This window comes from Kitasatospora hibisci (assembly GCF_043950205.1).
Classification (GTDB): domain Bacteria; phylum Actinomycetota; class Actinomycetes; order Streptomycetales; family Streptomycetaceae; genus Kitasatospora; species Kitasatospora hibisci.
Genome location: NZ_CP171642.1, coordinates 7707240 through 7730413 on the forward strand (window position 1 = coordinate 7707240; position 23174 = coordinate 7730413).

Here is a 23174-nt window from a genome sequence, read left to right on the forward strand (position 1 = left end):
GGGGAACCCGGTCGGGTCGCCTCAGGCAGGCAGGCAGGCAGGCAGGCAGCCAGGCGCGGTGCTGGGGAGGACCTTCAACCGGTCACGCGTGTGGCGAGGCCTCCTCGGCGAGGCGGGCCTGGCCGTAGTCCCAGACGGTGACCACGCTGCGGTCACCGCCGGTGTTGGCCCGGACCTCGACGTTGACGTCCGACAGGAAGGACGTCAGGTACGGCTGGCGGCCGGACCACCGCTGCGCGAACCAGTCGCCGGTGTCCGGGCGGAGCAGCAGCTCCGCCATCGGGCGCCCGGCGACCACCACCACGTCGCCCGGGACGGTGGGGAAGCGGGACCAGGACAGGGCCGTGGGCGAGGCCGGAAGCCGGTGGGCGCGCAGCGAGCGCTCGGGTTCGAGGACCGCCGTCCACCGCGGCCCCGAGCCCTCGTCGCGCAGCCGCAGCACCGCGCCGTCCCCGATGCCGAAGGCGATGTGCTGGCGGACGCCGTCCCGCTCCCGGTCGTCGAGTTCGGAGAGCACGGCGAACAGGGACGTGGCGGCGGTCCGTCCGCGCTGCGCGTCCCGGCCGCCGAGGAGGGCGGTGGCGCCGTCGGCGACGAGCTGCACCGAGCGGGCGACGCCGCCGAGGGCGACGCCGAGCATGCCGGAGACCTCCGGGTCGTAGCCGGCGCCGAACAGCCTGCCGCGCAACCGCGGCGCGTAGTCAGCGAGTTGCTGGGACAGCGCGCGGCAGGCCGCGGTGGCGGCGGTCTGGCTGAGCGGTTCCCCCGGGGCGCCGGAGGCCACGGAACCGAGCAGGACGGGCGAGCCGAAGCCGTCGATCCTGCTGAGCAGCACCGCGTCCCGGCGGTGCTCCTTGCCACGGCGGTTGCTCTCCCCGCGGACCGAGGCGGCGCGCACCACCAGCGGGCCGAGGTCGGCGCCGTCGACCACGCTGTCGGCCACGGCGTCGCGCCCGAGCGGCAGTTCGCGCGGTACGGCGGGCGACGGGGCCTCGACGGGCTCCGCCCGGGCGGCGGCCAGCTCGTCGAGCTTGGCGCCGAGCGCGCGGGCTTCCTCCTCGGCCCGGGCCCGCCCGCTGCTCTCCGCGGCGAGTTCGGCGCTGAGCGCGTGGATCCGCTCCTCCGCCGTCGCCCGCCCGGACGCCTCCGCGTCGAGCTGGGAGTGCAGCAGGCCGACCCGGTCGGACAGGCTCCGTCTCGCCGCCTCGGTCTCGGCGCTGCCGGACTCGCCGGCGGTGAGCTGGGCGATCAGGTGGGACCGTTCGGCGTCCAGCAGACGAAGGTCGTGCTGCAGCCGGGCGATGTGGTTCTGTGCCGACTCGTCGGCGAGGCGGTGCTGTTCGTCGCCGCGGGACTGACGGACGGCCTGCCAGATGTTGGCCCCGACGCTGAGCATCAGGAGTACGAGCAGGAACACGGTCACGGTCTCTCCTCTCGGGTGCCGCGGTCGTGCGGGCCGCGGTGGGCGCAGTGGTCGTCGGGCGTGGGACGGCCGTCGGGTGCCGGGTGGTCGTCAGGGGAGGGGAGCGGGGCGGAGGGCGGAGCGGGGTGCGGGTCGCCGGTGGCACGGCCCGGCCGGTCCCGGTCGGTCCGCGCGGCGGTCCGCAGCCGGTGGGCGGCGCGGCGGGCCGGCGGCGCGGCGGTGTAGACGTCCAGGCGGTGCCAGAGCTCGGCCCGCCGGGTGAGATCGGGCGGCGCGCCGGACCCCGGAGGGCGGGGCAGCCCGTGAGCGTCCAGCGCCCAGCCGAGTGCGGCCGCCTGTGCCCGCCCCTCCAGCCGCACCTCCTGGAGGGCCGAGGTGAGCCGGGCCAGGGTGAGCGCGGTGACCATCCCCTGCGCGCCGTCGACGGCGGGTCGGACGACCTGGCGCAGCAGGCTCTCCAGGCCCGAGCGGGCCCGGTCCCGGGGCCACCAGTCCGGGACGACGGCGTACACCGGGAGGGCGGCCGCCGCCGGACCCCACCACTCGCGCCGCCAGCGCCGGTGCCAGCCGGCGACGGCCGACAGGCCGACCCCGTGCCAGTCGTGCGCAGCGGCCACCACCATCACTGCCTGCGGTGCCCCCGGCCCGGTGAGTGCGGCCGTGGCCGGCTCGGCGGCCCGGCGTTCCGGGCCGTCCGGCGGGCCGGAGCGGTCGGCGACGGCGAACAGCAGCAGGTGGCTCCTGGCCGGATCGGCCGAGCAGTCCGGCACCGACGGGTCGCCGGGGCCGACAGGGCCGACAGGGCCGACAGGGCCGACAGGGCCGCCGGGCTCGTCGGAGCCGGGGTCGCCGCGGCTGGTCAGTTCGCCCTCCAGCCAGGCCCGGATCGGGGTCGCGGCCGGCCCGGCGACCGCGATCCGCAGCCGGGGCACGGTTCCGGAGGCGAGCAGTGCGGCGTCGCGGGCGAGGCCGGGGTCCAGCCCGCAGGCCCGGCCGAGCGGCAGCCCGGAGAGCAGGCCGGCGGCACGCGCCACCACGGGATCGACCGGCGGCGGGCCGGCCGGGCGGAGCCCGGCGTCGGGGCGGCCCGCGGGCCGGTCGTCCCCGGCCCGGGCCCGGTCGGCGCGGCTCACCGGCCGGTCGGGGCGTGGCCGAGCAGCAGGCGGCCGCGCTCCGAGGCTTCGGTGGGCGGCGCCAGCGGTGTGGTGAGCACCCACAGCACCGTCCGCGCCTGGTCGCTGCGGTGCAGCGCGTTGCCCGTGCACCACTTCGCCCAGTACTCCATGTTCCAGTCGGCGATCTCCTCGGGCGACGCCGCCCGCCGGCCGAGTGCGGCGGCCGGGGCTTCGAGCAGCGCCGACACCCTGGACCGCCACTCCCACCACCAGCTGCCCCGCTGGGCCGGGTCCTCGTGGCAGAGCCGGCCCAGGGTGGCGTCCAGCTTCTGGGCGGACCGTGCGACGGTGGCGGCGCCGCGGACCTTGCTGAGGCTGCTCAGCTTCGCCGTCCAGGCCTGCGGCAGGCGTTCGGCCTGTGCACGCGACCACGGCACGTTGTTCTCGGCGTACCCGCCGAGCGTGCGGTCGACGGCGAGCAGCCGCCTCGCCTGCGCGATCCGCACGGCCCAGGGCAGGACGCGCGCCTCCTCCGGCTCCGGGACCTCCGCGTCGTCGAGCACCGTTCGCACCTCCGCACGGTCGGCCTCGGACGGCTCCCCGGACTCCGGGACGTCCAGCGGGACGACGAACGCCTCCTCGAACACCCCGGGCAGGGCCGGGACGAGGACGTCCGGGCCCCCCTCGACGACCACGTCGAGCAGCAGGGCGGCCTCGGTCAGTTCGGCGCGGCGTACGGCCACTCGCTCGGCCGGGATCTTCAGCACGGCGAGGTGCAACCGGAGCCAGAGCCCGGCCGGGTCGGGGGTGTCGGCGTCGTTCCGGAGCTCGGAACCGTGCCGGAGGTCGGGGTGAGCGGCGGAGATCGCGGCCAGCCGGGCGGTGAAGGCGGCGAGCGGCTCCGCCTCGGACGACGGCTCGGGGCCGGCCTGCCCGCCGTGCTCCGCCTGCCCGTCCTGCTCCGCGGGCTCCTCGTCGGTCGGCCCGGTCCGGTCGGTGGACTGGGCGGACTCGGTGGACGCGGTGGGCGGGGCTGGCTGGGCGGGTTCGGCAGGCGGTTCGGCGTCCACCGAGTCGTCGGAGTCCGCTCCGTCCGTGGCCTCCGTGGCCCCGGGCGGCGTGTCCCCCGGCCCGTCGCCGCCCGGTGCCCGGTCCGCGGTGTCGCCTTCCCCGCCCGGCCGCGCCTGGGGCGGCGCCGGGGCCACGGCCGGGGTCGGAGCCGGCCCCGTCCCGGGCCCTGCCGCCGGTTCCCGCCCGGCCGCCGTTCCCGCCCGGGCAGCGGGCCCCACCACCCGCCACAGCTGCCAGGCGAGCGCGGCGAGCAGCCGTTCGGCCTCCCGTTCGGCCGCCTCCTCCGCCGCCGTCCCCTGCGCCTCCGCGGGCCCGGCGGACGGTGCCACCGCCTCCACCGCGCGGCGGTTGAGGCCCGCCATGAAGGCGTACAGCTCCTCCAGGAACGCCGTCCGCGCGGGGGACGGCAGCAGGAGCAGCTCGTGGGCCAGCTCCGCGGCGTCGTGCAGCAGCAGGCCGAGCCCGTCGGCGGACGCCTCCCCGGGCCCGGGGCTCGCGTCCGGTGTGCTGGTCGTCTCCATCAGTGCCTCCCGCTGGTCGGGTCCCAGTAGCTGTTGAACTCGCGCCGGCCCGGCTCCATCTCGGCGCGGTACACCCACCCCGGCCGCTGCTCGATGTGCTCGAAGGAGTCGGCGTCCGGGTACGGCACGTGGCCGCGGTGCACCCGAAGCCAGCCGTGGGCGTCGAGGGTGAAGCGCAGGTCGTCGGCCGCGGCCTCGCTGTTGGCCGGTGGCACGGCGAGGCGGCCGAGCCGGACCGGCTCGCCCTGTGCGGGCTTCAGCAGCACGTCGAGGTGGGGGGCCGTGCCGGCGGGGCTGCGCAGCCGGGCGCTTCGGCCGGGCACCGGCGGGATCTGCGGGTCCGGCCGGGCCGAGGTGTGGAAGAGCAGGTCGAGGTAGTCGCGCGGATCGGCGCCCTCGGGGTGGGCGGGGAAGACCTCGGTCAGCGCGCCGGGCTTCCCGTCGGGCCGGGCGGGGGAGACGCAGATCGCGCCCGGGACGGAGAGCCGGCCGAGGTAGTGGTCGAACACGAGGGCGCCGTCCGCCGCCCCGTGGAGGTCGAGCCCGAACTCGCCGCTTCCGGTCTCCGCGGCGCCGACGTGGTAGTGCGGGTCACCGTGGCAGAGGAGGACGAAGAGCCGCAGCCGGTTGTCGACCTCCGCCTGGAACCTGATCTCGGGCGTTCCCTCGAAGTCCCAGACCGCGGGGGTGGCGTACCGCTTGTACTCGGGGATGCGCTCGATGTCGAGCAGGCCCCACTGGATGGCGTCGCTCCCCGCACGGGGGCGCTGGACGTCGATCCGGCGCACCACCCGCCGCCAGCTCGAACGCAGGCCGAGCCGCCCGTCGGGGGTGAGCTCCTCGTAGGGCGTGCCGGAGCGGAACAGGCTGTAGAGCACCCCGCTCTGGCCCAGCAGACCGAAGTCGCAGGGCAGGCAGGCGAACAGGCCCTTGGTCTCGACGGCCAGCTCGGAGGCCTGGACCTCGCTGTTCCCGGCGTCGTCCGCGTGGAGGCCGGCGGCGTGGCCCTGGAAGCCGCGGATGGTGTGCAGCCACGCGGCACCGATGGAGGTGGCCTGCTTGGCGAGGTAGCCGGTCTCGGTGTGGATCCGGCTGGGGTTCCAGACGGCGGTGCGGCGGGTGCCGTCGCCCTGCTCGGCGAGCAGGCGGGCGGCGAGCCTGCTCTCCAGCGCCCTGCGCACGCCCTTCATGGCGCTGGTGCGGCCGGAGAGCACGACCTGGTCGAGGACGGGTTCGGCCCGCCCGTTCCCCGGCTCCGCCCTGGCGAAGGCGTCGGCCACCAGAGCGGCGGCCATCGTCGCGGCGTGCTCCAGCACGGGCTGGACGAGCATCCGGAACTCGGCGACCGGCAGCTCCACCGCCGCGGAGGGGTGGGACAGCAGGACGCCCCCGCCCTCGGTGAGCTCGATGATGTCGGCGGGGTCGATCAGGTACGGCCGGTCCTCCTGCCCCAGCACCCGCTTGGCCTGCTCCGCGATCCGCCACAGCCGGTGGAAGCGCTCCTTGCGGACGGCCACCTCGTCGGGGTCACCCGGTGCGGCCGCCCCGGACCAGTCGGTGGGCAGCACCCGCTGGAGCTCGGCCCGGACCGGGCGGGAGACCAGTTCCTTGCGGTGCTCGCCGGTCTGCTCGGCGACCTGGACGGACAGCGGCTTGCCGCCGTGCCCCTCCATCGTCCGGCCGGGCCCCAGGGCGTCCACCAGCCGGGCCTTGATCCAGTACAGGACGTGCAGCGTGAGCAGGTCGCCGCCGAGCTGTCCGTGCCCGATGGTGCCCAGGATCCGCGGGCTCAGCTTGTAGTGGCGGCCCGCGACGAAGGCCCTGGCCGGGTCGGCGAGCCGGGTGTCGTCGGTGAGCGTCATCTCCAGCAGGGCGATGTCGCTGGTGCCGCCGCCGATGTCGACCACCAGCATGATCCGCTGCCACTGGTCGGTGCGGCCGGGCACCGGGCGGGCGGAGGCGCGCAGCGACTCCAGGCCCAGTTCCAGGTTGGCGGTCAGATCCCGCATCAGGAAGTACAGGCCGGCGGCCAGGCCCTCGTCGATGCGCAGGTCCACGGTGTCGATCGACAGGCCGTCCTGGACCAGCCGGCCCAGCTTCTCGCGGTCCTGCGGCAGCGCCGAGGTCGGGTAGGTGAGCAGCGCGGTGCCCATCCTCGGCGGCTCGCCCTCCTCGCCGTCGTCCACGTGCCGTTCGGCGCCCTCGATCAGCAGCCGCAGGAGGTGCTGAATGAGGTGGACCGGTGCCGGCAGGCCGTCCCGGGGGCCGGCGCCGCGGTGCTCGAAGAAGGTCCGCTTGAGGCCGGTCACGCCGTCTGCGTCCTCCGCGCACAGCTCCCAGCCGGCGTCGTCGTACCAGGAGACGCCGGGGCGGTCGAGCGGCTCGGAGGCCCGGCGGATCGCGGTCGCCGGGGCGAAGGTCTCCCCGCCGTGGCCGTCGGGGTACGGCACCGGGCGCAGCGAGTGGATGTCCAGCGGCGGGGTCGCCACGGTGGCGGTGACCAGCCGGTGCAGGCGGTCCGCCAGCCACGTCTGCAGCTGCTCGTCGCCCACGGCGCCGGCCCGGATCGCCTCGACGCGCAGCAGGACGGCGGTGGCGACGTCCAGCTCGCCGAGGCGGCCGAGGGCCTCGGCGCCGGTGAGCGTGCGGTGCTGCTGCCGGTCGAGCTCCAGGTGCTCGGCCCGCAGGCCCTCCAGGGCCCGGCACCAGGACTCCGGGGCGTCCGGCGGCGGGGCGGTCAGCGCGGCGAGCTCGCGGCCGAGGGCCCGCTGCTGGGTCGCGTCCACCGCGCGGTCGGAGATCACCGAGGTGTCGACCACCGTCGCGGTGGACGCGGTGGTGCCGAAGTCCACCGCGACCACCCGGCCCTGCTCGCCCCGCAGCCGGCGTCCCCGGGCGCGGGAGTCGCGCAGGACCAGCGGCGGCGGCTCCACGTCCGGTGCCGCCGAGGGACTCACCCCCGGCGGCAGGAAGGTGAGTTGGACGGCCGCGTGGGCGGCCCCGGGGGCCAGCGCGCCCGAGTAGCCGACCTTCCAGGAGACCACCACGACGAGGGGTTCGCCGGGCGGGTCGGCCGGGTCCCACGGGTCCGGGTGGACCACCTCCAGCGGCAGGCTCGCGCCGGAGACCAGCACCCGGCGGCCGGTCACGGTCAGCCGGGTCGGGTCCGCCGGGGCCCAGACCGCGCGCAGGGCGGCGGCCAGCGCCGCCGGGCAGGGCGCCCCCTCCTCGTCGGCCACCTCCAGCCCGGCCGGCAGATGGGCGGTCAGATTTCCCTGGTAACCCGCCGGTTCGAGGACCACGGTGGGCAGCAGGTAGCCGTTCTCGACCGCGAGGAGCGAGAACTGGCGGGCACCCTCGGCGACGACCGCGTCGCTGCGCAGCGCGCCCCGGTCCGGAGCGGTGAAGCCGATGGTCAGTGCGGAGGTCATGCGTCGCCCTCGTTCCACTCGCGGAGGATGTCGTCGATGTCGCGGACCGCCTGAGGCAGCGGACGCTCCTCGGCACCGTCCGGTGCCCCCAACGGTGCCCGGAAGTCCGCCGGGCTGAGCAGGGACCGGGACGCGTCGGCGAACACGCGCGTCAGCTCGGCCAGCGCGTAGTCCATCAGCCGGTCGAGCTCGTCGCCGACGCGGGCGGCGGCGGCCTCGGCCATGGCGGCCCGCAGCTGCGCCAGCGCCAGCGGGTGGCGCCGGCGCCGGTCGTCGGCGCCGGAGGGCACCTTCATGCTGTGGTGCCAGGGCAGGGCGTGGCGGGACTGCGCGGGGAAGTCCGCCGCCCAGTCGGCGGCCTTCGGCATGGCGTCCTCGGCCAGCGCCGCCTTCAGCTGATCGGTGACCTCGGCCATGTCCAGGGCGAAGGCCACGTAGTCCAGCAGCCCCACGTCGTGCCGGCGCCGCTGGTAGACCTCGGTCAGCAGCCGGGCGGACTCGTCGTCCTCGTCGCGCAGCCAGCGCAGCAGCGGCCCGCAGTCGCTCTGCCAGTACGCGCCCCAGGCGTCCAGCCACTCCTGAACGGCCGCCAGGTTCCGGGCCACCGCGTCGTCGATGGTGGCCTGGAACGTCTCCTGGTAGACGACGGTGACGTCCGGCGAGATCGAGTCGTCCTGGCGCTGGTCGCGTTTGGCTCCGGGCCCGATCTTGCTGCGCCGGGGCACCTCGCTGCGCGACACCAGCAACTCGGGGTTGTCGCAGGCGCGTTCCATCAGATGGTTCCAGGGATCCCAGCGGTAGACCTCGTTGCGGACCTGCCGGCTGACCTCGGCGAAGGACGGCGGCAGCGGGCCCTCGGGCGTCTCGTCCTGCGGGTCGCGCAGCTGCCGGAGCTGGCGGGTCGCGCGGTGGAACACCGCCCGGATCTCCTCGAACCGCGTCGCCGCGCTGACGTACTCCTCGGAGGGGGCCACCAGGTCGAGGCAGAGGCGCCGCCGCAGGTCGCGCAGGGCGGCCTCCAGCTTCTCCTTGGACTGCTGGGCCCGCTCGGCCTTCTGGCCGACGCCGTGCTCGCGCACGTGCGCCTCCAAGAGGTCGCGCAGCGCCTTGAGCCCGCCGTCCTGGTCGTAGCGGTGCAGCCGGGCCGCCCAGTCGTCGCCGGGGTGCTGGGCCTCCAGCCGGGCCACCGTCTCCTGCCAGTGCGGCAGCGGATCGGTGCGCAGACCGGCCAGCACCCGGTCCAGGACGGCCCTGGTCTCGGGCGAGGCGCCCTCGTAGCCCAGCCCGTACGCCTCGATGGCGGCCACGGCGGATACCGCCACGATCCGGTCGGCGCGCCGGCCGACGTACTTGCCGCCCTGGATCCGGATGCCGTTGAGGGCGTCGGTGAGCGGGGCGCTGCCGTCCCCGGCGGGGGGTGCGCCGACCCGGTCGAAGAGATTGGCCGCGACCAGCGCGGCGTCGGCGAGCGCGGCGGGCGTGCGGTCGTCGTCGGTGAGCATGTCCCAGAACGACAACGCCTCACGGGAGTAGGGACGTTGCGCGTGCAGGACGACCAGGATGGTGTGCATGTCGGCCAGCACCCGACGGCTGAGGTTGCGGTCACGCCCGTACGAGCCGACCGCGCCGATCCCCGGGAAGTCCAGGACCTGCACCTCGTGCTCGTGCATCAGCCCGCCGATCTCCCACTCCTCCGGGGAGACGAACACGGTCTGCTCGACCCGCTCGATCAGCGGGAAGCTCGCCCGCAGCGCCTGGCCGTCCTCGGCCACCTTGGCCCGGGTGAAGTGCACGGACTCCACCCGCGGCGCCTCGTCCGGGGTGGCCTCGACCGGCGGCAGCAGCAGCGCGGCGCGTACGGCGGCCGAGTCGATGTCCAGCGCACCGCTGTCCACCAGGTCGCGCTGGCCGCGCAGCGCGTCGCGGATGCGGCAGAGCTCGACCACCGCGTCCCGGTGCGTGGCGGCGATGGTGAGCGGGTTCACCGTGACCACCCCCTGCCCCGGTCGGCCCCACAGGCACGGGTACCAGCTGTTGAACGCGCCCCAGCCGCGTTCGTCGAGCACCGGGTTGTGACCGCCGATCAGCTCCCGGGCCCGCAGCTCGGGATGCCGGGCCTCGATCCCGTCGACCAGTTCGGTGAGGATGTCCCCGACGCAGGAACCGAGCTGGGCGGTGCTCATGTAGCGGATCAGGGTGCGCGGGGCGACCTCGGTCCGGCTGCCCGGCCCGCCGCGCACGAGCCGCAGCACGGTGATGTTGCCGGTGGCGGGCCGCTCCTCCACCGCGAGCAGGTCGGGGCGGCCCAACAGGGTGCCCACCAGCAGTGACTTGCCGACGCTGTACTCGCCCACCACGGCGATCGAGACCGGGGCCTCGGCCCGGGCCCGGAGCTCACCCGCGAGGTCGAGCACCTGCTCGCGCAGGGCGGCCTCCTCCGGGCCCTCCGGAGGGTCGAACCCGGCCAGCAGTACCTCGACGGCCTGGGCGAGATCGCTCAGCGCCGAGAAGTCCATCGAACGCGACAACGGTCAACTCCTTGGAATGCGAGGGGCTTCGGCCGGAGGCGGGCCCGGGGGCCGGCCAGGTCGAAGTGGACGAGTGCCGGGAGCCGAGGGGGAAGGAGCGGGGGCGGGGCGTGTGCGGGGGTTCGGAGGTGCCGGGTGGCCGGGCGCCCGGGTGCTCAGGTGCGGATGAAGAACAGTTCCAGGCGGACCGTCCCGGGACGGCCCTGACCGTCCAGGTACGGGCGGATCAGCCGGCGGTCGTCGGGCGGGAAGAATCCGGGCGCGACCGCGTGCACCAGCGGCGCGGCGGCGTCCGCGAGGTCCTGGCTGCGGCCGAGGTCGACCGCGCAGTGCGAGCAGCCGGCGGCCGTGCCCCAGACGAACACCAGCGCGGCGCTGCGCCCTGTGTACGGCCCGATCTCGGCCTTCAGCCGGTTCGCGAAGGCCGTGCGGGCGGCGGAGCCGCCGCCGACCAGCCCGTCGGCGTCCACCTCGACCACCACCGACGTGCTGTTCGGGTCCAGCCCGGGCGGCGGGGCCGGGGCCGTGGGGGTGGGCTTCGGCGTCGGCTTGGTCGATGCCGGGTCCGACGACGCGGACGACGGGATCGGGGCCGAGGACGAGGGTACGGCGACGGGGAGCGGGGTGCTCTGGCCGCCCAGCACCACCAGCACCATGACGACCATCAGGTCGGCGAAGAGCCAGCCGGCACCGGCCAGCAGCCAGGTTCCGCCGCGCCGGGTCATCCGGCAGCCTCGCCGTCACGGTGGTGGGGGTGACCGAGGTCGGCGGGGCCCGCGGGAGCGGCGTCCTGCGGCGTCGAGGCCTGCGGCGTCGAGGCCTGTGGCGCCGCGGCGGGCGGTGCCGCGGCGTGTGAAACCGCTGTGGGCGGCGTCGCGTCACGCGGCGTCGAGCCGCGAGGCGCGGGGGCCCGGTCCGTCGGAGGATCGTCCGCGCGGCGGTCGGTGACGGCCACCCCGTGGGCGCCCGACCGCGGGTCCGGGAGCTTCGCGGGTGGCGGGGGCACCGGGGGCACGGCGGGCGCCGCTACGGGGTGCGCCTCGGTACCCGTCCGCTCCGACGGACCGGTCGCCGCCGGGGGCGGGGCCGCGTACCCCCGCCAGGACTCCCCGAGCCGCTCCAGCTGCGCCCCGGTCTGCGTGAGTGCCTTCTGCAGACCGTCCGCGGAGTCCACCAACTCGTCCCGGTGGGCGGCCAGTTCGTCCCGGCCGGTTCGCAGCTCCGCCTCCTGCCGGGCCAGGGCGTCGCCCAGCCGGGCCAACTGCTCGCCGAGGGACTCGCCCCGCCCGCCGAGCGCCTCCACCCGGCCGGCGAGCCCGTCCGTCACCGCACGCGCGGCTTCCACCGCCGCGAGCAGCTCGGCCTGCGCGGCGGCGGCGGCCAGCCGGCCCGACCCGCGCCGCTCGCCGTCCTCCCGGATCAGCTCGCCCATGGCGGCGACCCGGTCTCCGATCACCGCCGCGGCCTCCTCCACCTCGCCGCGCAGTGAGGCGGCCAGCGCGGCCACGGCCAACTCGTACGCCGTGCCGATCCGTTCGGCGCCCTCCTCGGCGGCCTCGCCGAGGGCGTGCGGCAGTCCGGATACCGCGCCGTCCAGCCCGGCCACGACGCCGACGAGGTCCCGGGCGCCGGCGTTCAGGGTGTCGGTCGCGCTGGTGAGCAGTTGCTCGGCCGCCCGGCTGCGCTGCTCCAGGGTCTCGGCGTGCAGGACGGCCCGCCGCTCCTGGGTGTCGACGGCGCCGGCGAGCACCTGGTCGAAGCGCCCGGCCGCGGACTCGGCGGCCGCCGCGATCCGGTCGGCGGTGCTCGCGGCGCTGCGCTCCATCCCGGCGGCCAGCTCGGTCACCGCACCGGCGACCCGGTCGCCGAGCAGTTCGCTGCCGCGCGTCAGTCCGGCCGCGGCGGCCGCGGCCCGGTCCGAGGCCTCGGAGACCCGTTCGGTGCCCTGCCGCAGTGCGGTGGTGGCCTCCTCGACGGACCGCATCGCCGCCACCGCCGTGCGTGCGGCCTCGGTGGCCTGCTGCAGGACCTTGCGGGACTGGTCCCCGGCGCCCGTGGAGAGGTCGATCAGTTCGCGCAGCCCCTCGGCCGCCGACTGGAGCTCGGTGGCGAAGCGGCGGGGCTCGGTGTGCGCGGCGGCGGCCGCCATCGCCTCGGTCTGCGCCAGCGCGAAGGCCAGCCGGCGCACCAGCTCGCGTCCCTGGGAATCCTCCTGGTGCGCCAGCACCTGCCGCACGATCCCGGCGGCCACGAGGCCGATCAGCAGCAGCACGGTGTAGCCGACCAGCCAGTCGAACCTGGCCGGTCCGGCGAGGTGCCCGCCGAAGCCCTGCTGCCACAGTTCCAGGAACGACGCGCTGTCCGGTCCGGCCGTGATCCGGCCGGCGGCGCGGTCGTCGAGGTAGTCCTGGTAGGCGGAGACCGCCAGCCCGAGGCCGCCCCAGGTCAGCAGCAGCGGGAGGAGCACCATCGCCGAGGACGCGAGGTGCAGGGCGCTGGCGAGAGTGCCGCGCCGTCCGCCGCGCGGCCCCAGCGCCGTCGCGGTCCCGTACGCGGCGACCAGGCTGCCGCCGGCCCACGGCGCGAGGCCTTTCCCGGTCCGGACCGCCGTCGCCAGATCGCGCAGGACCTCGCCGAACGCCTCCACCCGCGGTTCGGCGGCCAGTGATTCGAGTTCCCGCGCCAACCCGGCCGGGTCCGAGGCCCTCGGCGCCGGCCGGGCCCGCGATTTCCCCCCACCCGGACGGTTCGCTCCCGCACCATTCGGCAGGACCATGTCCCCCAGCCTCTCCGTCCACCCCGTACGGATCATGGGCGCGCCAAAACGCCAGGATCCTCAAGTGAGTTGATGATCAGTCGGCGACGCCGTGGCGACCATCGTAGGGCTATCGCGTAATGGGGCGGTCCGCTTTTCCTCTCATTTATGTAATCGACATCACTTCTCATGGAAGTGGCATGCCCATTACTTCTCGCACGTGTCGTCGGTTGCAGGACGGGCCCGGGCCCGTCCTGCAACCGGCACGGCGTGGGTCGGTGTCGCCCGCGCGCCCGCCGCCCGGCCCGAGCGGCTGGTCCTGCTCGCCGCCGACCGCTCGACGGGCTGTCCGGCGGGCGGCGCGTGGTGCGTGACCCCGGCGTGTGGGAGCGCGTATGCGCCTCTGTGTGACCGGTGCGCCCTGTTGCGGGGCGGCGCCCGGTGCGGGAGGTTGGTCGCGGCGCGCGCCGGTCGCCACCTGGGTGGGCGCGCAGCCTGCCTGACGACCGATCATGTGGAGGGATGGCGCTATGACGTCGAAGGTCCTGCTGGTCACCGGTGACGCCGCGGAGTCGTTGGAGGTGTTCTACCCCTACCAGCGGCTGCGCGAGGAGGGCTACCACGTCGACATCGCGGCGCCGGCCAGGAAGCGGCTGCAGTTCGTGGTCCACGACTTCGTCGAGGGCTTCGACACCTACACCGAGAAGCCCGGCTACCTGGACTAATCGCAGTGCACCGGGCTTCAGCCCGGTGGTGAAGCGATCTGGACTAATCGCAGTGCACCGGGCTTCAGCCCGGTGGTGAAGCGATTCTGAACCCTGCTCTGACCTGTGCGGTGGGCACCCTCCCGCACTGTGGACGGTGCCCACCGCAGACCGTCAAGCCGGACGGTTCTGCTGCTCGATGTACTGCCGGACTATCGACAGCGGCGCGCCGCCGACTGATCCGGCGAAGTACGAACCGGACCACAGACGCTGTGCGCGCCAGTAGTGCTTGACCAGCTCGGGGTACTCCTGCCGCAGCCGGCGCGAGCTGACGCCTTTGAGCGAGTTGACCAGCTTGGACAGGGCGACCTTCGGCGGGAAGTTCACCAGCAGGTGGACGTGGTTGTTCTCGCCGTTGAACTCGACCAACTCCACCTCGAAGTCGGCGCACACGTCCCGCATGATCTCTTCGAGCCGGGTCAGATGCCGCTCGGCGAACACCTTGTGACGGTACTTCGTCACGAAAACCAAGTGCGCATGCAGGGCGAAAGCGCAGTGCCGACCAGTGCGGATGTTCTGATACTCAGCCATAAACCAAAATGGTACGGTGCTGACCGTGCAGCTCAGGTACAGCTTCCGCGTGTACCCGAACGGGCCTCAGCGTTCCGCGCTGGCCAGGGCGTTCGGGTGTGCACGGGTGGCCTTCAATGATGCCCTCCGGGCACGTGAGACCGCCCGCGCCGCCGGGCTGCCGTTCATCCCGTCCGGCGAGCTGTCCAAGCAGCTCACGGCCGCGAAGAACACCCCCGAACGGGCATGGCTCGGCGAGGTGTCCGCCGTGGTGCTGCAACAGTCCCTCCGGGACCTGGACACCGCCTACCGGAACTTCTTCGACGGCCTCAAGGGCATGCGCCCGAAGATGGGACCGCCCCGGTTCAAGTCCCGCAAGGACACCCGGCAGGCGATCCGCTTCACCGCGAACGCCCGATGGAAGATCACACCGGGCGGCGACCTATCGCTGCCGAAGATCGGCGACGTGCGGGTGAAGTGGTCCCGCGCCTTGCCGTCCGTGCCATCCTCGGTGACGGTGATCAAGGACAGCGCAGGCCGGTACTTCGCCAGCTTCGTTGTCGAGACGGACCCCGAGATCCTTCCCGAGACCGAGCCGGTCACCGGTCTCGATCTCGGCCTCGGACACTTCGCCGTCCTCTCGGACGGGCGGAAGATCGACGCCCCGAAGTTCCTCCGGCGCGCAGAGAAGAAGCTCAAACGCGCACAGCAAGCCCTGTCCCGTAAGGCCAAGGGCAGCAAGAACCGCGAGAAGGCCCGTCACAAGGTCGCTCGCAACCACGCACGGGTGGCCGACGCCCGGCGCGAGTTCCACCACCAGGTCTCCACCGGACTGATTCGCGAGAACCAAGCAATCGCGGTGGAAGACCTGGCGGTCAAGGGACTCGCCCGCACACGGCTCGCCAAGTCCGTGCACGACGCCGGATGGTCGGCGTTCGTCACCATGCTGGAGTACAAGGCCGCGAAGTACGGCCGGAACCTGATCAAGATCGGCCGCTTCGAGCCGACCTCCCAGGTGTGCTCCCACTGCGGCGTCAAGGACGGCCCCAAGCCGCTGAACATCCGCGTCTGGCAGTGCCAGGCGTGCGGCGTCTGGCTGGACCGGGACGTCAACGCCGCCGTCAACATAGCCACGGCCGCCGGACTGGCGGTGTCAGCCTGTCGAGCGCGGGTAAGCCGGGGACCCGTCCCCGCACAGCGCGAAGAAGCAGGAACCCACCGAGACGGTCAGACGACCGTGGTAGGAATCCCCGCCCTTTAGGGCGGGGAGCGGAAGTCAAGACCTGAGGGGTAGCGACCCGTGCGCGAGGGTCGGACCTGGGGTGGACACGGTTCGGACCCGGGGCTGACGAAGACCCTCCCGGTCGGCTGGCAGATTGTCAGCCGTCGGTATCGGGGCGGGTGTTGGGCGCGTCCGCCCGTTCGATCGCGGGAGGGCGGCACCATGGCGGGAGCGGCGTACGGGAGGCCGGAGCAGTCCGGGGAGGCGCCGGGGTGCGGGAGCGCGGCACGGGAGGCGCGGCGGCGCGGAGCGGCCGTCCGCGCGGTGGCCGTGGTCCTCGCGGGCGCCGGGCTGGTGGGCGCGTTGGCCCCGCTCGCCGCAGCGGGCACGGCGGGCGGAGCCCGGCCGGCCGTGGCCGTGGACGGCGGGACGGTGACGGTCGCGGGGCCGGAGCCGGTGGCCGAGGTCGCCGGGCGAGCCGACCGGGCGGCCCTGGACGCCGCCGTGCGCGTCATGGTGAGCCCTGGCGGCTCCACCGCCGCCCTGGGCCTGGTCACCGAACGCGGCCGCCCGGTCTGGAAGGGCGCGGCCGGCACGGCGGACCTCGCCAGCGGTGCCCCGGCCTCCCCCGACGGGCGGTTCCGGATCGGCAGCGTGACCAAGACCTTCGTGGCGACGGTCGTCCTGCAGCTCGTCGCCGAACACCGGGTCGGCCTGGACGACCCGGTGGAGCGCCACCTCCCCGGCCTCGTGCCGAACGGGGGGCAGATCACCGTCCGCCAGTTGCTCGGTCACACCAGCGGCATCTTCGACTACACCGACGACGCCTCCTTCTCGTTCGAGGAGAGCGCCGACACGCTGCAGCAGTGGCTCAGCACCGGCCGCTGGCGCTCGTACCAGCCCCGGGAGCTGGTCGCGTTGGCGGCCAGCCACCCGGTGTACTTCGCGCCGGGGAAGGGCTGGCACTACTCCAACACCAACTACATCATCGCGGGGATGCTGGTCGAGCGGCTCACCGGCCGCAGTTGGGCCCAGGAGGTGGAGCGGCGGATCATCCGGCCGCTCGGCCTCTCCGGGACCTCCATGCCGATCGACTCGCCCTTCCTCCCCGGCCCGCACGCCCACGGCTACTACAAGCTGGCCGACGGCCCGGCGGACACGACCCTGCTCAACCCGAGCATGGCCGGCTCGGCCGGCGCCGGGATCTCCACCACGGCCGACCTCACCCGCTTCATCTCCGCACTCCTCGGCGGACGCCTGCTGGGCCCGGCCGAACTGGCCGAGATGAAGAGGGCCAGCCCCGAGAGCGGGCAGGCCTACGGTCTGGGCCTGCAGCGGACGCCGACCGCGTGCGGCGAGTTCTGGGGCCACGGCGGCGGCATCCCGGGCTACACCACCCTGCTGTACGGTGCGGCCGACGGGAAGCGGCAGTTCGCCGGCTCGGTCAACGTCTACGACCTGTCCGACCCGGCGGCCACCGGCACCGCGTTCGAGAACCTGATCGCCACCGGCGTCTGCGGCGGCCGGCCGCCGGCCGCGGCGGCCCCGGTGGTTCCGCCGGTCGCCCCGGAGGACATCCTCGCCGGCACCGGACCGCTCGCCTGACCGGGCGGCTGCGCCGGTGGCGGAGCCGGCGCAGCCGGGGCCCGGCCCGGTCGGGCGACGACCGGGATGCGGTCACGGCCGTCACACGCGACCGGGACATGCGCGTCTCTCCCTGCCGGACAGGGCCGGCACGGGGACAATCGTCGTACCGGGGCGGGACGAGGCAAGATCGCCGACGAGGTGTGGCCCATGCACTCGATCACCGACTGGCTGCGCGGCCTGTCCGGCCCGGTCGTGTACGCAGTCGTCGGTGGCATGGTCTTCACCGAGGACGCCCTGTTCTTCAGCTTCTTCATCCCCGGTGAGACCGCCGCCGTCCTCGGCGGCCTCCTCGCCCACCAGGGCCGCGCGTCCCTCGGGTGGATGGCCCTGGTCGTGGTCTGCGCGGCCGTCCTCGGCGACTCCGCCGGCTACGAGATCGGTCGCCACCTCGGTCCGGCGATCCTTCGCACCCGCCCGCTGCGGCGCCATGCCGGGAAGGTCGGCACCGCGCAGGACCTGATCCGCCGGCGCGGACCGGCCGCCGTCTTCGTCGGCCGTTTCGTCGCCTTCTTCCGCCCTCTGGTGCCCTCGCTGGCCGGTGTGTCCCGCATGCCGTACCGCCGGTTCCTCCTCTACAACGTCCTCGGCGGGGTCGCCTGGGGCGTGGGCTTCACCCTCCTCGGCTACTTCGCCGGAGCCGCCTACAGCAGGGTGGAGGGCGCCGTCGGCCGGGCTGCCGCCATCGCGGTCGCCGGGACCGTCGTCGTCGCGCTGGTGGTCCGGTACCTGCGGCGGCGCCGCTCCCGGGGGCGAGGGCCGTCGGACGACGGTGTCGGGCGGAATCCCTGAACCGGGAGGCGCTGGGAAGGCAGTGCGGCGATCCGACTCCGGTGAGGCAGTCGGGAGGACGTCGGGTCCCTCCCCGTCCGCCCGACCTCGGACTCGCGTCACAGCGGCCCGCCGGGGCACCATGCAGCCCGGACCGGAGAGCCCCGGACGAAGGCGGAATCCCCGCCCTCGGACGGTGGCAGTCGACAGGAGGAACTGAGATGGCAGAGCCGCTGATCGCCGCAGTCGGGAGCCGGGTGCCGTCGGTCGACCCGACGGCCTTCGTCGCCCCCAACGCCGTGGTGGTGGGGGACGTGACGGTGGCGGCCGGGGCGAGTGTCTGGTACGGCGCGGTGATCCGCGGCGACGCGGAGTCCATCGCGGTCGGCGCGGGCAGCAACATCCAGGACAACTGCACCCTCCACGCCGACCTCGGATTCCCGCTGACGGTCGGGGAGCGGGTCTCGGTCGGGCACAACGCCGTGCTGCACGGCTGTGTGATCGAGGATGACGTGCTGGTCGGGATGAACTCCACGGTGCTGAACGGCGCCCGGATCGGAGCGGGCTCGCTGGTCGCGGCGGGCGCCGTCGTGCCGCAGGGCGTGCAGGTGCCGGCGGGTTCGCTGGTGGCGGGTGTGCCGGCCAAGGTCCGCCGTCGGCTGACCGAGGAGGAGCGGGCCTCGATCAAGTTCAACAGCGAGGGCTACCGCCTGCTGGCGGACGGCCACCGGGAGATCGTGCCGGTGGAGCGCCCGGCCGAGTAGGCCCTCGGGTCCGACCGGGTCGTCGGAGCGGCATCCGGGCCGTCGCCCGTGACGCGCGGGCGACGGCCGGGGGTCGCCAGCCGTGGCCGCGCGCGCGAAACTGGGGGCATGTGCCGCAGTATCAAGACGCTCCGACCGCCGGTGACACCCGATGCCACCGAGGAGGACTTCCACGCCGCCGCCCTGCAGTACGTGCGGAAGGTGTCCGGCTTCCGGGCCCCGGCGGCGCACAACCGGGAGGCCTTCGACCGAGCCGTGGACGCCGTCACGGAGGCCACGGCCACGCTGCTCGCCGAGCTGGAGGTGCGCGGCCAGTCCGCCCGTGCCGCCAGGGTCGGCGCCTGACCGGACGCCCGTGCGGCGACCGGGCGGACCCGGCCGCGACCACCAGCAGAAGGAGACCGGTGATGAACCCCGCGGACCGTTACGTACTCACCTTCCCGGGCACCCCCGGAACGCAGGCGCCGCAGGACGTCGTGGTGGTCACGCGCACGAGTGCGACAGGTCCCGGCGGGCACCCGGTGTACGAGGACACCAGCGGCATCGTCCGGGCGGAGATCAGCGACGCGGGCGAGGTCCGGATGCTGGCCAGCGGCGGTCACCAGTCGCCGCACTTCCCCGTCCACGCCGAGCCGCTGCCGTAGCTCCCCCGGGGGGCCGGCCCCGGTCCGCGGTGATTCCGGCCCTATCGGCCGGGCCGTGCGGCAGAATCGGCGCATGACCACAGCAAGCTGGCAGGGCACGGTCATCGCCGAGAGCGATGACACCACCGTCGTCGAGGGCAACCACTACTTCCCGGCCGAGTCCGTGCGCGCCGAGTACCTGCGGCCGTCCGACACCACCACCGTCTGTGGCTGGAAGGGCACCGCGGAGTACTACACCGTCCACGTCGGCGGCGCGAGCAATCCCGACGCGGCCTGGTACTACACCGACCCGAAGCCCGAGGCGGAGCACGTCCGGGGCCGGATCGCCTTCTGGCGGGGGGTGGAGATCACCGAGTAGGGCGTGTCCGACAGGCCGCGTCGCACGCCCGGCGGGAAGTAACGACGACGCCCCAGGGCGTACCGCCCGGCGCCACCGGGTACCCGCACAGCATGGCCATCTTCAGGAGACCGGGGCGGTCCGGCGCGCCGGAGCCGACCCCCGACCTCATCGCCGGTGAGCTCGCCGAACTGGTCGAGGAGCTCGAACGCACGCCCGCCGAGGAGGCCGGGGCCGGCCCGGGCGCGCCGACCCCCGAGGAGCGCGCGGCGCGCGGCCGGCGCCTGGGTGCGGCCCTGGTCGACTCCGTGGCCCGCGCGCTCGCCCGGGGTGCCAAGGGCGGCCGGGCGGCCGCCAAGGGTGCCGCGTACGGCGGGCGGACCATGGCCGACCAGCTGATCCACGCGGCCCCGCGGATTCCCGTCCGGAACCTCGCGACGCTGCGGGCCCAGCACCCGGGTGCGCTCGACGCCGACCAGTTGGCCGACCTGCTGATCACCGGGGCGTCCAGGGCCTCCGGCACGCTCGGCGCCGGGGTCGGCGCGGCCGCGATGCTGCCCGTCCCGCCCGCGATGCCGGTGGAGATCGTCGCCGAGACCCTCGCCGTGGCGGCCGTCGAGATCAAGCTGATCGCCGAGCTGCACGAGGCCTACGGCTTCCCGGCACGGGGGAGCACCGTCCAGCGCGCCGGTGCCTACGTCGGAGCGTGGGCCAACCGGCGGGGGATCGACGCGACCTCGCTGGTGAAGCCGGCCGGGTTCGCCGCGATGGCGCTCGGCGGCGAGGTGCGCCAGCAGGTCCGCAAGCGGCTCACCCGCAGCACCCTGCGCCGGCTGCCCACGCTGATCCCGATGCTGGTCGGCGCGGGTATCGGGGCCACCATCAACCGGCGCGACACCCGCAAGCTGGCCCGCGCCGTCCGGCGCGACCTGAGCTCCCGCCGACCGCTCGACGCCGGCTACTGGGCCGCCGCGGCCCCGCCCGTGCGGGGCGGGAAGGGTCCCTGAGCGGCGGGCCCGTCGCGACCTGGTTGGCCGGACCGTCCGTCGGGGCGCCCGCTGGTCCGCGGCCGGGCCCGGCCGCACCGACGGCCCGCGCCCGTCCCGCACGCGCGGGCCGGACGGGCGGGCCGCCGGGAGAGGGGGGAACGGGGTCACATCCCGGGCGCCGACGGGGCGCCCGCCCCCCTCCCCGCCTTCACGGCGTTGACCATGGCCTGGTGGATCGCCCGGGCGGTGATCTCGTCCCCCGCCGGCACCGGGCTGCCGGCCACGGTGTACCAGTCCAAGGCTCCCGTGTACTGCACGGTCAGCCGGGTCTCGCCGTCCACCCAGGTGGTGTGGACGGTGAGGTCGCCGGAGATCGGTCCGACCTCGGCGGTGGTGACCCCGCCGGGTCCGCTGATGATCGACTGGGTGGTCCAGGTGGCCCACGATGCCCGTGGGTCCGCGGGCGGCTCGGTCGGCCGGCCGCCGGGTGCCGCTGCTGCGCCCTGCTGCTGCTCGCTCATGCGCCCATCCTCCCCCGCGGGGCCGCCGCCGACGCGGCAACGACACCCGCGGTCGCGGAGGCCGCCCGCTGCCGGGCGGCCTCGTGGCAGTTCGTTCGTCGCGGACGGTCAGCTACGGCTCTGGGGTTCCTCCAGGGGTTCGCCCTCCGCCTGCGAGGTGTCCTGCGCGTGCAGGTTCTGCATCGAGGTGATGCCCTCCTCGGGGTCGGCGGCGCGGACGTCCTCCTCGCGGTCGACGCTCACCTCGGACCGTGCGCTCATGTCGGTCATCGCGGGCTCCGTCTCCTCGGCCGGCCGGTGGCACGCGCCGGCGTCGCCGCCGTGTGCGCGCGACGGCGCCGCACGGTCCGCCGGACCGGGTCGTCTGTCTCGCCCTTCCAGCCTGCCCCCGTGCCCGCCCCGGAGCCAACGGAACCCGGGAGCCGCGCCGAGGCCGCCCGGCTCACCAGGTGACCGGGAGCTCCTTCAGGCCGTGGATGAGGGAGTCGAAGCGGAAGGCTGGCTCGCGGTCCGGTGCGGTGAGGCGAAGCCGGGGCAGTCGCCGGAACAGCGTGGCCAGGGCGATCTGCAGCTCCAGCCGGGCGAGCGGCTGGCCGAGGCACTGGTGCACGCCGAAGCCGAAGGCGAGGTGGCGCCGGGCGTCCCGGGCCAGGTCCAGCTCGCCGACCGGCCGGGCGCCGGGGGCGCCGAACGTCGCCTCGTCCTGGTTGGCGGTGGAGAGCATCGCGACGACGCCCTCACCGGCCCGGATCAGGGTGCCGCCGAGCTCGACGTCCTCCAGGGCGACCCGCGGCAGGCCGGTGTGGACGATGGTGAGGTGGCGCAGCAGTTCCTCCACCGCGCCCGGCAGGGCCGCCGGGTCGGCGAGCCGGGAGGCCTGCGCGGGGTCGCGGAGCAGCAGGAGCGCGGAGAGCGCGATCATGTTCGCGGTGGTCTCGTGCCCGGCGACCAGCAGGAGCAGGCCGGTGGCGGCGATCTCCCGGAGACTGAGGTCGTCGCGGGCGACGAGCCGGCTGAGGATGTCCTCGCCGGGCCTGCTCCGCTTCCGTGCGGCGAGTCCGCCGAGGTAGTCCATCAGCTCCTGCTGGGCCACGACCACCTGCGCCTCGTCGGCCGTGGTGCTGACGAGCACCCGGCTGAGGTCCTGGAACAGCTGCCGGTCCTCGTACGGGACGCCGAGCATCAGGCAGATGACCAGCGAGGGGACCGGGAGCGCGAAGGCGGCGACCAGGTCGGCGGAGGGGCCGGTGGCGGTCATCCGGTCGAGCGCCTGGTCGACGATCTGCTGGATGCCGGGACGCATCCCGTCCACCCGCCTGACCAGGAAGTCCTCGGTGACCATGCGGCGCAGCCGGGAGTGTTCGGGGTCGTCGAGGCGGACGAAGGTCGGGTTGGAGGCCGCGAGTTCGCGCCGGCCGGGGAGGAATCCGGGGAAGCCGGGCCGGCCGGCGTCGGCGCTGAACCGGCGGTCGGAGAGCACGGTGCGGACCTCGTGGTAACCGGTGACCAGCCAACAGGAGGAGCCGTCGCGCATCTCGGCGCGGGTGACCGTACGCGTGCGGGCGGCCGCGGTGTAGGCGGGCGGCGGGCTGAACGGGCAGCGACGGTCGTGGGGCGCCGGGAGCAGCGGCGCGGGAGCGGGAGCGGTGGGTGTGCTCGTCAAGGTGGCATCTCCTTGCGTGGCAGCGTGCGCGGCCGCGGTGTCGGCTGCGGCGGCGCGGGTGGGGGAGCGGAGCAGGACCCGCCCGGCAGCGGCGGGTCCGGCGGCGCGGCCGGTGGCGTGCTCGGCGCAGCTACGGCGAGCCCGGTGGCGGCCGTGACCGTGGCGGGTGGTGGGCCGTGGGTGGTGAACAGCGGGTGGTGGCGGGGTGTGCGGGAGGCTGCCGCGGCCCTATGCGGCGCCGCCCACCCCGCTTCCCCCCTCGGCGACGGTGATCGCGCCGCCGGGGCAGAGCTCGGCGGCGAGCCGCACGTCGGCGAACCGCCCCGGCGCCGGGGCGGCGGTGCGGAGTCTGACCAGGCCGTCGCGGTCGTCCTGGTCGAAGAACTCCGGCGCGGTCCGGACGCACTGGCCGGAGCTGCAGCAGCGGTCCCGGTCGACGCTCACCTGCATGTGCGGACACCTCTCAGTGGTGTGGCACCGGATCGTCCGGGCCGGCCGCCC

At 75.0% G+C, this 23174-nt stretch carries 20 protein-coding genes and 1 pseudogene; 9 read left to right on the forward strand and 12 right to left on the reverse strand.

What is annotated here, in order from left to right; genetic code table 11:
* Positions 1-82: 82 nt before the first annotated feature.
* The 7 genes from ACF9IK_RS33530 to ACF9IK_RS33560 form a co-directional block, all read right to left on the reverse strand.
* Entirely contained in the window at positions 83-1423 is a 1341-nt protein-coding gene (locus ACF9IK_RS33530) for a protein phosphatase 2C domain-containing protein (RefSeq protein ID WP_395297828.1), read from the reverse strand.
* Positions 1420-2556 carry a hypothetical protein gene (locus ACF9IK_RS33535; protein ID WP_395297829.1) on the reverse strand — a complete coding sequence of 379 codons (1137 nt, stop codon included), beginning with the start codon at positions 2554-2556 and terminating at the stop codon, positions 1420-1422. The genes ACF9IK_RS33530 and ACF9IK_RS33535 overlap by 4 nt, the downstream gene beginning before the upstream one ends.
* Entirely contained in the window at positions 2553-4130 is a 1578-nt protein-coding gene (locus ACF9IK_RS33540; protein ID WP_395297830.1) for a hypothetical protein, read from the reverse strand. The genes ACF9IK_RS33535 and ACF9IK_RS33540 overlap by 4 nt, the downstream gene beginning before the upstream one ends.
* Entirely contained in the window at positions 4130-7561 is a 3432-nt protein-coding gene (locus ACF9IK_RS33545) for a hypothetical protein (RefSeq protein WP_395297831.1), read from the reverse strand. The genes ACF9IK_RS33540 and ACF9IK_RS33545 overlap by 1 nt, the downstream gene beginning before the upstream one ends.
* On the reverse strand, positions 7558-10089 hold the full coding sequence (locus ACF9IK_RS33550; RefSeq protein WP_395297832.1) for a hypothetical protein: 2532 nt from the start codon (positions 10087-10089) through the stop codon (positions 7558-7560). The genes ACF9IK_RS33545 and ACF9IK_RS33550 overlap by 4 nt, the downstream gene beginning before the upstream one ends.
* A gap of 155 nt (positions 10090-10244) precedes the next feature.
* Positions 10245-10814 (reverse strand): hypothetical protein, encoded by a 570-nt coding sequence (locus ACF9IK_RS33555; RefSeq protein WP_395297833.1) that lies wholly within the window; start codon positions 10812-10814, stop codon positions 10245-10247.
* Entirely contained in the window at positions 10811-12775 is a 1965-nt protein-coding gene (locus ACF9IK_RS33560) for a hypothetical protein (protein ID WP_395297834.1), read from the reverse strand. Before ACF9IK_RS33560 ends, ACF9IK_RS33555 begins: the two co-directional genes overlap by 4 nt.
* 599 nt (positions 12776-13374) lie before the next feature.
* Between ACF9IK_RS33560 and ACF9IK_RS33565 the strand changes: the two are divergent.
* Positions 13375-13560: pseudogene (locus ACF9IK_RS33565) on the forward strand (DJ-1/PfpI family protein); the annotation flags it as partial.
* 162 nt (positions 13561-13722) lie between these two features.
* Here ACF9IK_RS33565 and tnpA read toward each other — a convergent pair.
* Positions 13723-14139, reverse strand: a complete 417-nt coding sequence (gene tnpA, locus ACF9IK_RS33570; RefSeq protein ID WP_395292292.1) for an IS200/IS605 family transposase — start codon at positions 14137-14139, stop codon at positions 13723-13725.
* Between the two features lie 25 nt (positions 14140-14164).
* Between tnpA and ACF9IK_RS33575 the strand changes: the two genes are divergently transcribed.
* From ACF9IK_RS33575 to ACF9IK_RS33610, 8 genes are all read left to right on the forward strand, one after another.
* Positions 14165-15379 (forward strand): RNA-guided endonuclease InsQ/TnpB family protein, encoded by a 1215-nt coding sequence (locus ACF9IK_RS33575; protein WP_395298428.1) that lies wholly within the window; start codon positions 14165-14167, stop codon positions 15377-15379.
* 183 nt (positions 15380-15562) lie between these two features.
* On the forward strand, positions 15563-16945 hold the full coding sequence (locus ACF9IK_RS33580; protein WP_395297835.1) for a serine hydrolase domain-containing protein: 1383 nt from the start codon (positions 15563-15565) through the stop codon (positions 16943-16945).
* Between the two features lie 189 nt (positions 16946-17134).
* Positions 17135-17776 (forward strand): DedA family protein, encoded by a 642-nt coding sequence (locus tag ACF9IK_RS33585; protein ID WP_395297836.1) that lies wholly within the window; start codon positions 17135-17137, stop codon positions 17774-17776.
* A 200-nt stretch (positions 17777-17976) separates the two neighbouring features.
* Entirely contained in the window at positions 17977-18519 is a 543-nt protein-coding gene (locus ACF9IK_RS33590) for a gamma carbonic anhydrase family protein (RefSeq protein WP_395297837.1), read from the forward strand.
* 108 nt (positions 18520-18627) lie between these two features.
* Positions 18628-18864, forward strand: coding sequence for a DUF2277 domain-containing protein (locus ACF9IK_RS33595; RefSeq protein ID WP_395297838.1), 237 nt, complete (start codon positions 18628-18630; stop codon positions 18862-18864).
* 62 nt (positions 18865-18926) lie between these two features.
* Complete coding sequence (locus ACF9IK_RS33600; protein WP_395297839.1) at positions 18927-19163, forward strand: DUF6296 family protein; 237 nt, start codon at positions 18927-18929, stop codon at positions 19161-19163.
* 73 nt (positions 19164-19236) lie between these two features.
* On the forward strand, positions 19237-19521 hold the full coding sequence (locus ACF9IK_RS33605) for a DUF427 domain-containing protein (RefSeq protein WP_395297840.1): 285 nt from the start codon (positions 19237-19239) through the stop codon (positions 19519-19521).
* Between the two features lie 92 nt (positions 19522-19613).
* Positions 19614-20507, forward strand: coding sequence for a hypothetical protein (locus ACF9IK_RS33610; RefSeq protein WP_395297841.1), 894 nt, complete (start codon positions 19614-19616; stop codon positions 20505-20507).
* Positions 20508-20653: 146 nt separating this feature from the next.
* Here the strand turns inward: ACF9IK_RS33610 and ACF9IK_RS33615 are convergent, their stop codons facing one another.
* The 4 genes from ACF9IK_RS33615 to ACF9IK_RS33630 form a co-directional block, all read right to left on the reverse strand.
* Positions 20654-21010, reverse strand: coding sequence for a hypothetical protein (locus tag ACF9IK_RS33615; RefSeq protein ID WP_395297842.1), 357 nt, complete (start codon positions 21008-21010; stop codon positions 20654-20656).
* A gap of 108 nt (positions 21011-21118) precedes the next feature.
* A complete protein-coding gene (locus tag ACF9IK_RS33620; RefSeq protein ID WP_395297843.1) occupies positions 21119-21280 on the reverse strand; it encodes a hypothetical protein in 162 nt (53 codons plus the stop codon).
* Positions 21281-21452: 172 nt separating this feature from the next.
* A complete protein-coding gene (locus ACF9IK_RS33625; protein ID WP_395297844.1) occupies positions 21453-22673 on the reverse strand; it encodes a cytochrome P450 in 1221 nt (406 codons plus the stop codon).
* A 228-nt stretch (positions 22674-22901) separates the two neighbouring features.
* Complete coding sequence (locus ACF9IK_RS33630) at positions 22902-23123, reverse strand: ferredoxin (protein WP_395297845.1); 222 nt, start codon at positions 23121-23123, stop codon at positions 22902-22904.
* Positions 23124-23174: the final 51 nt, after the last annotated feature.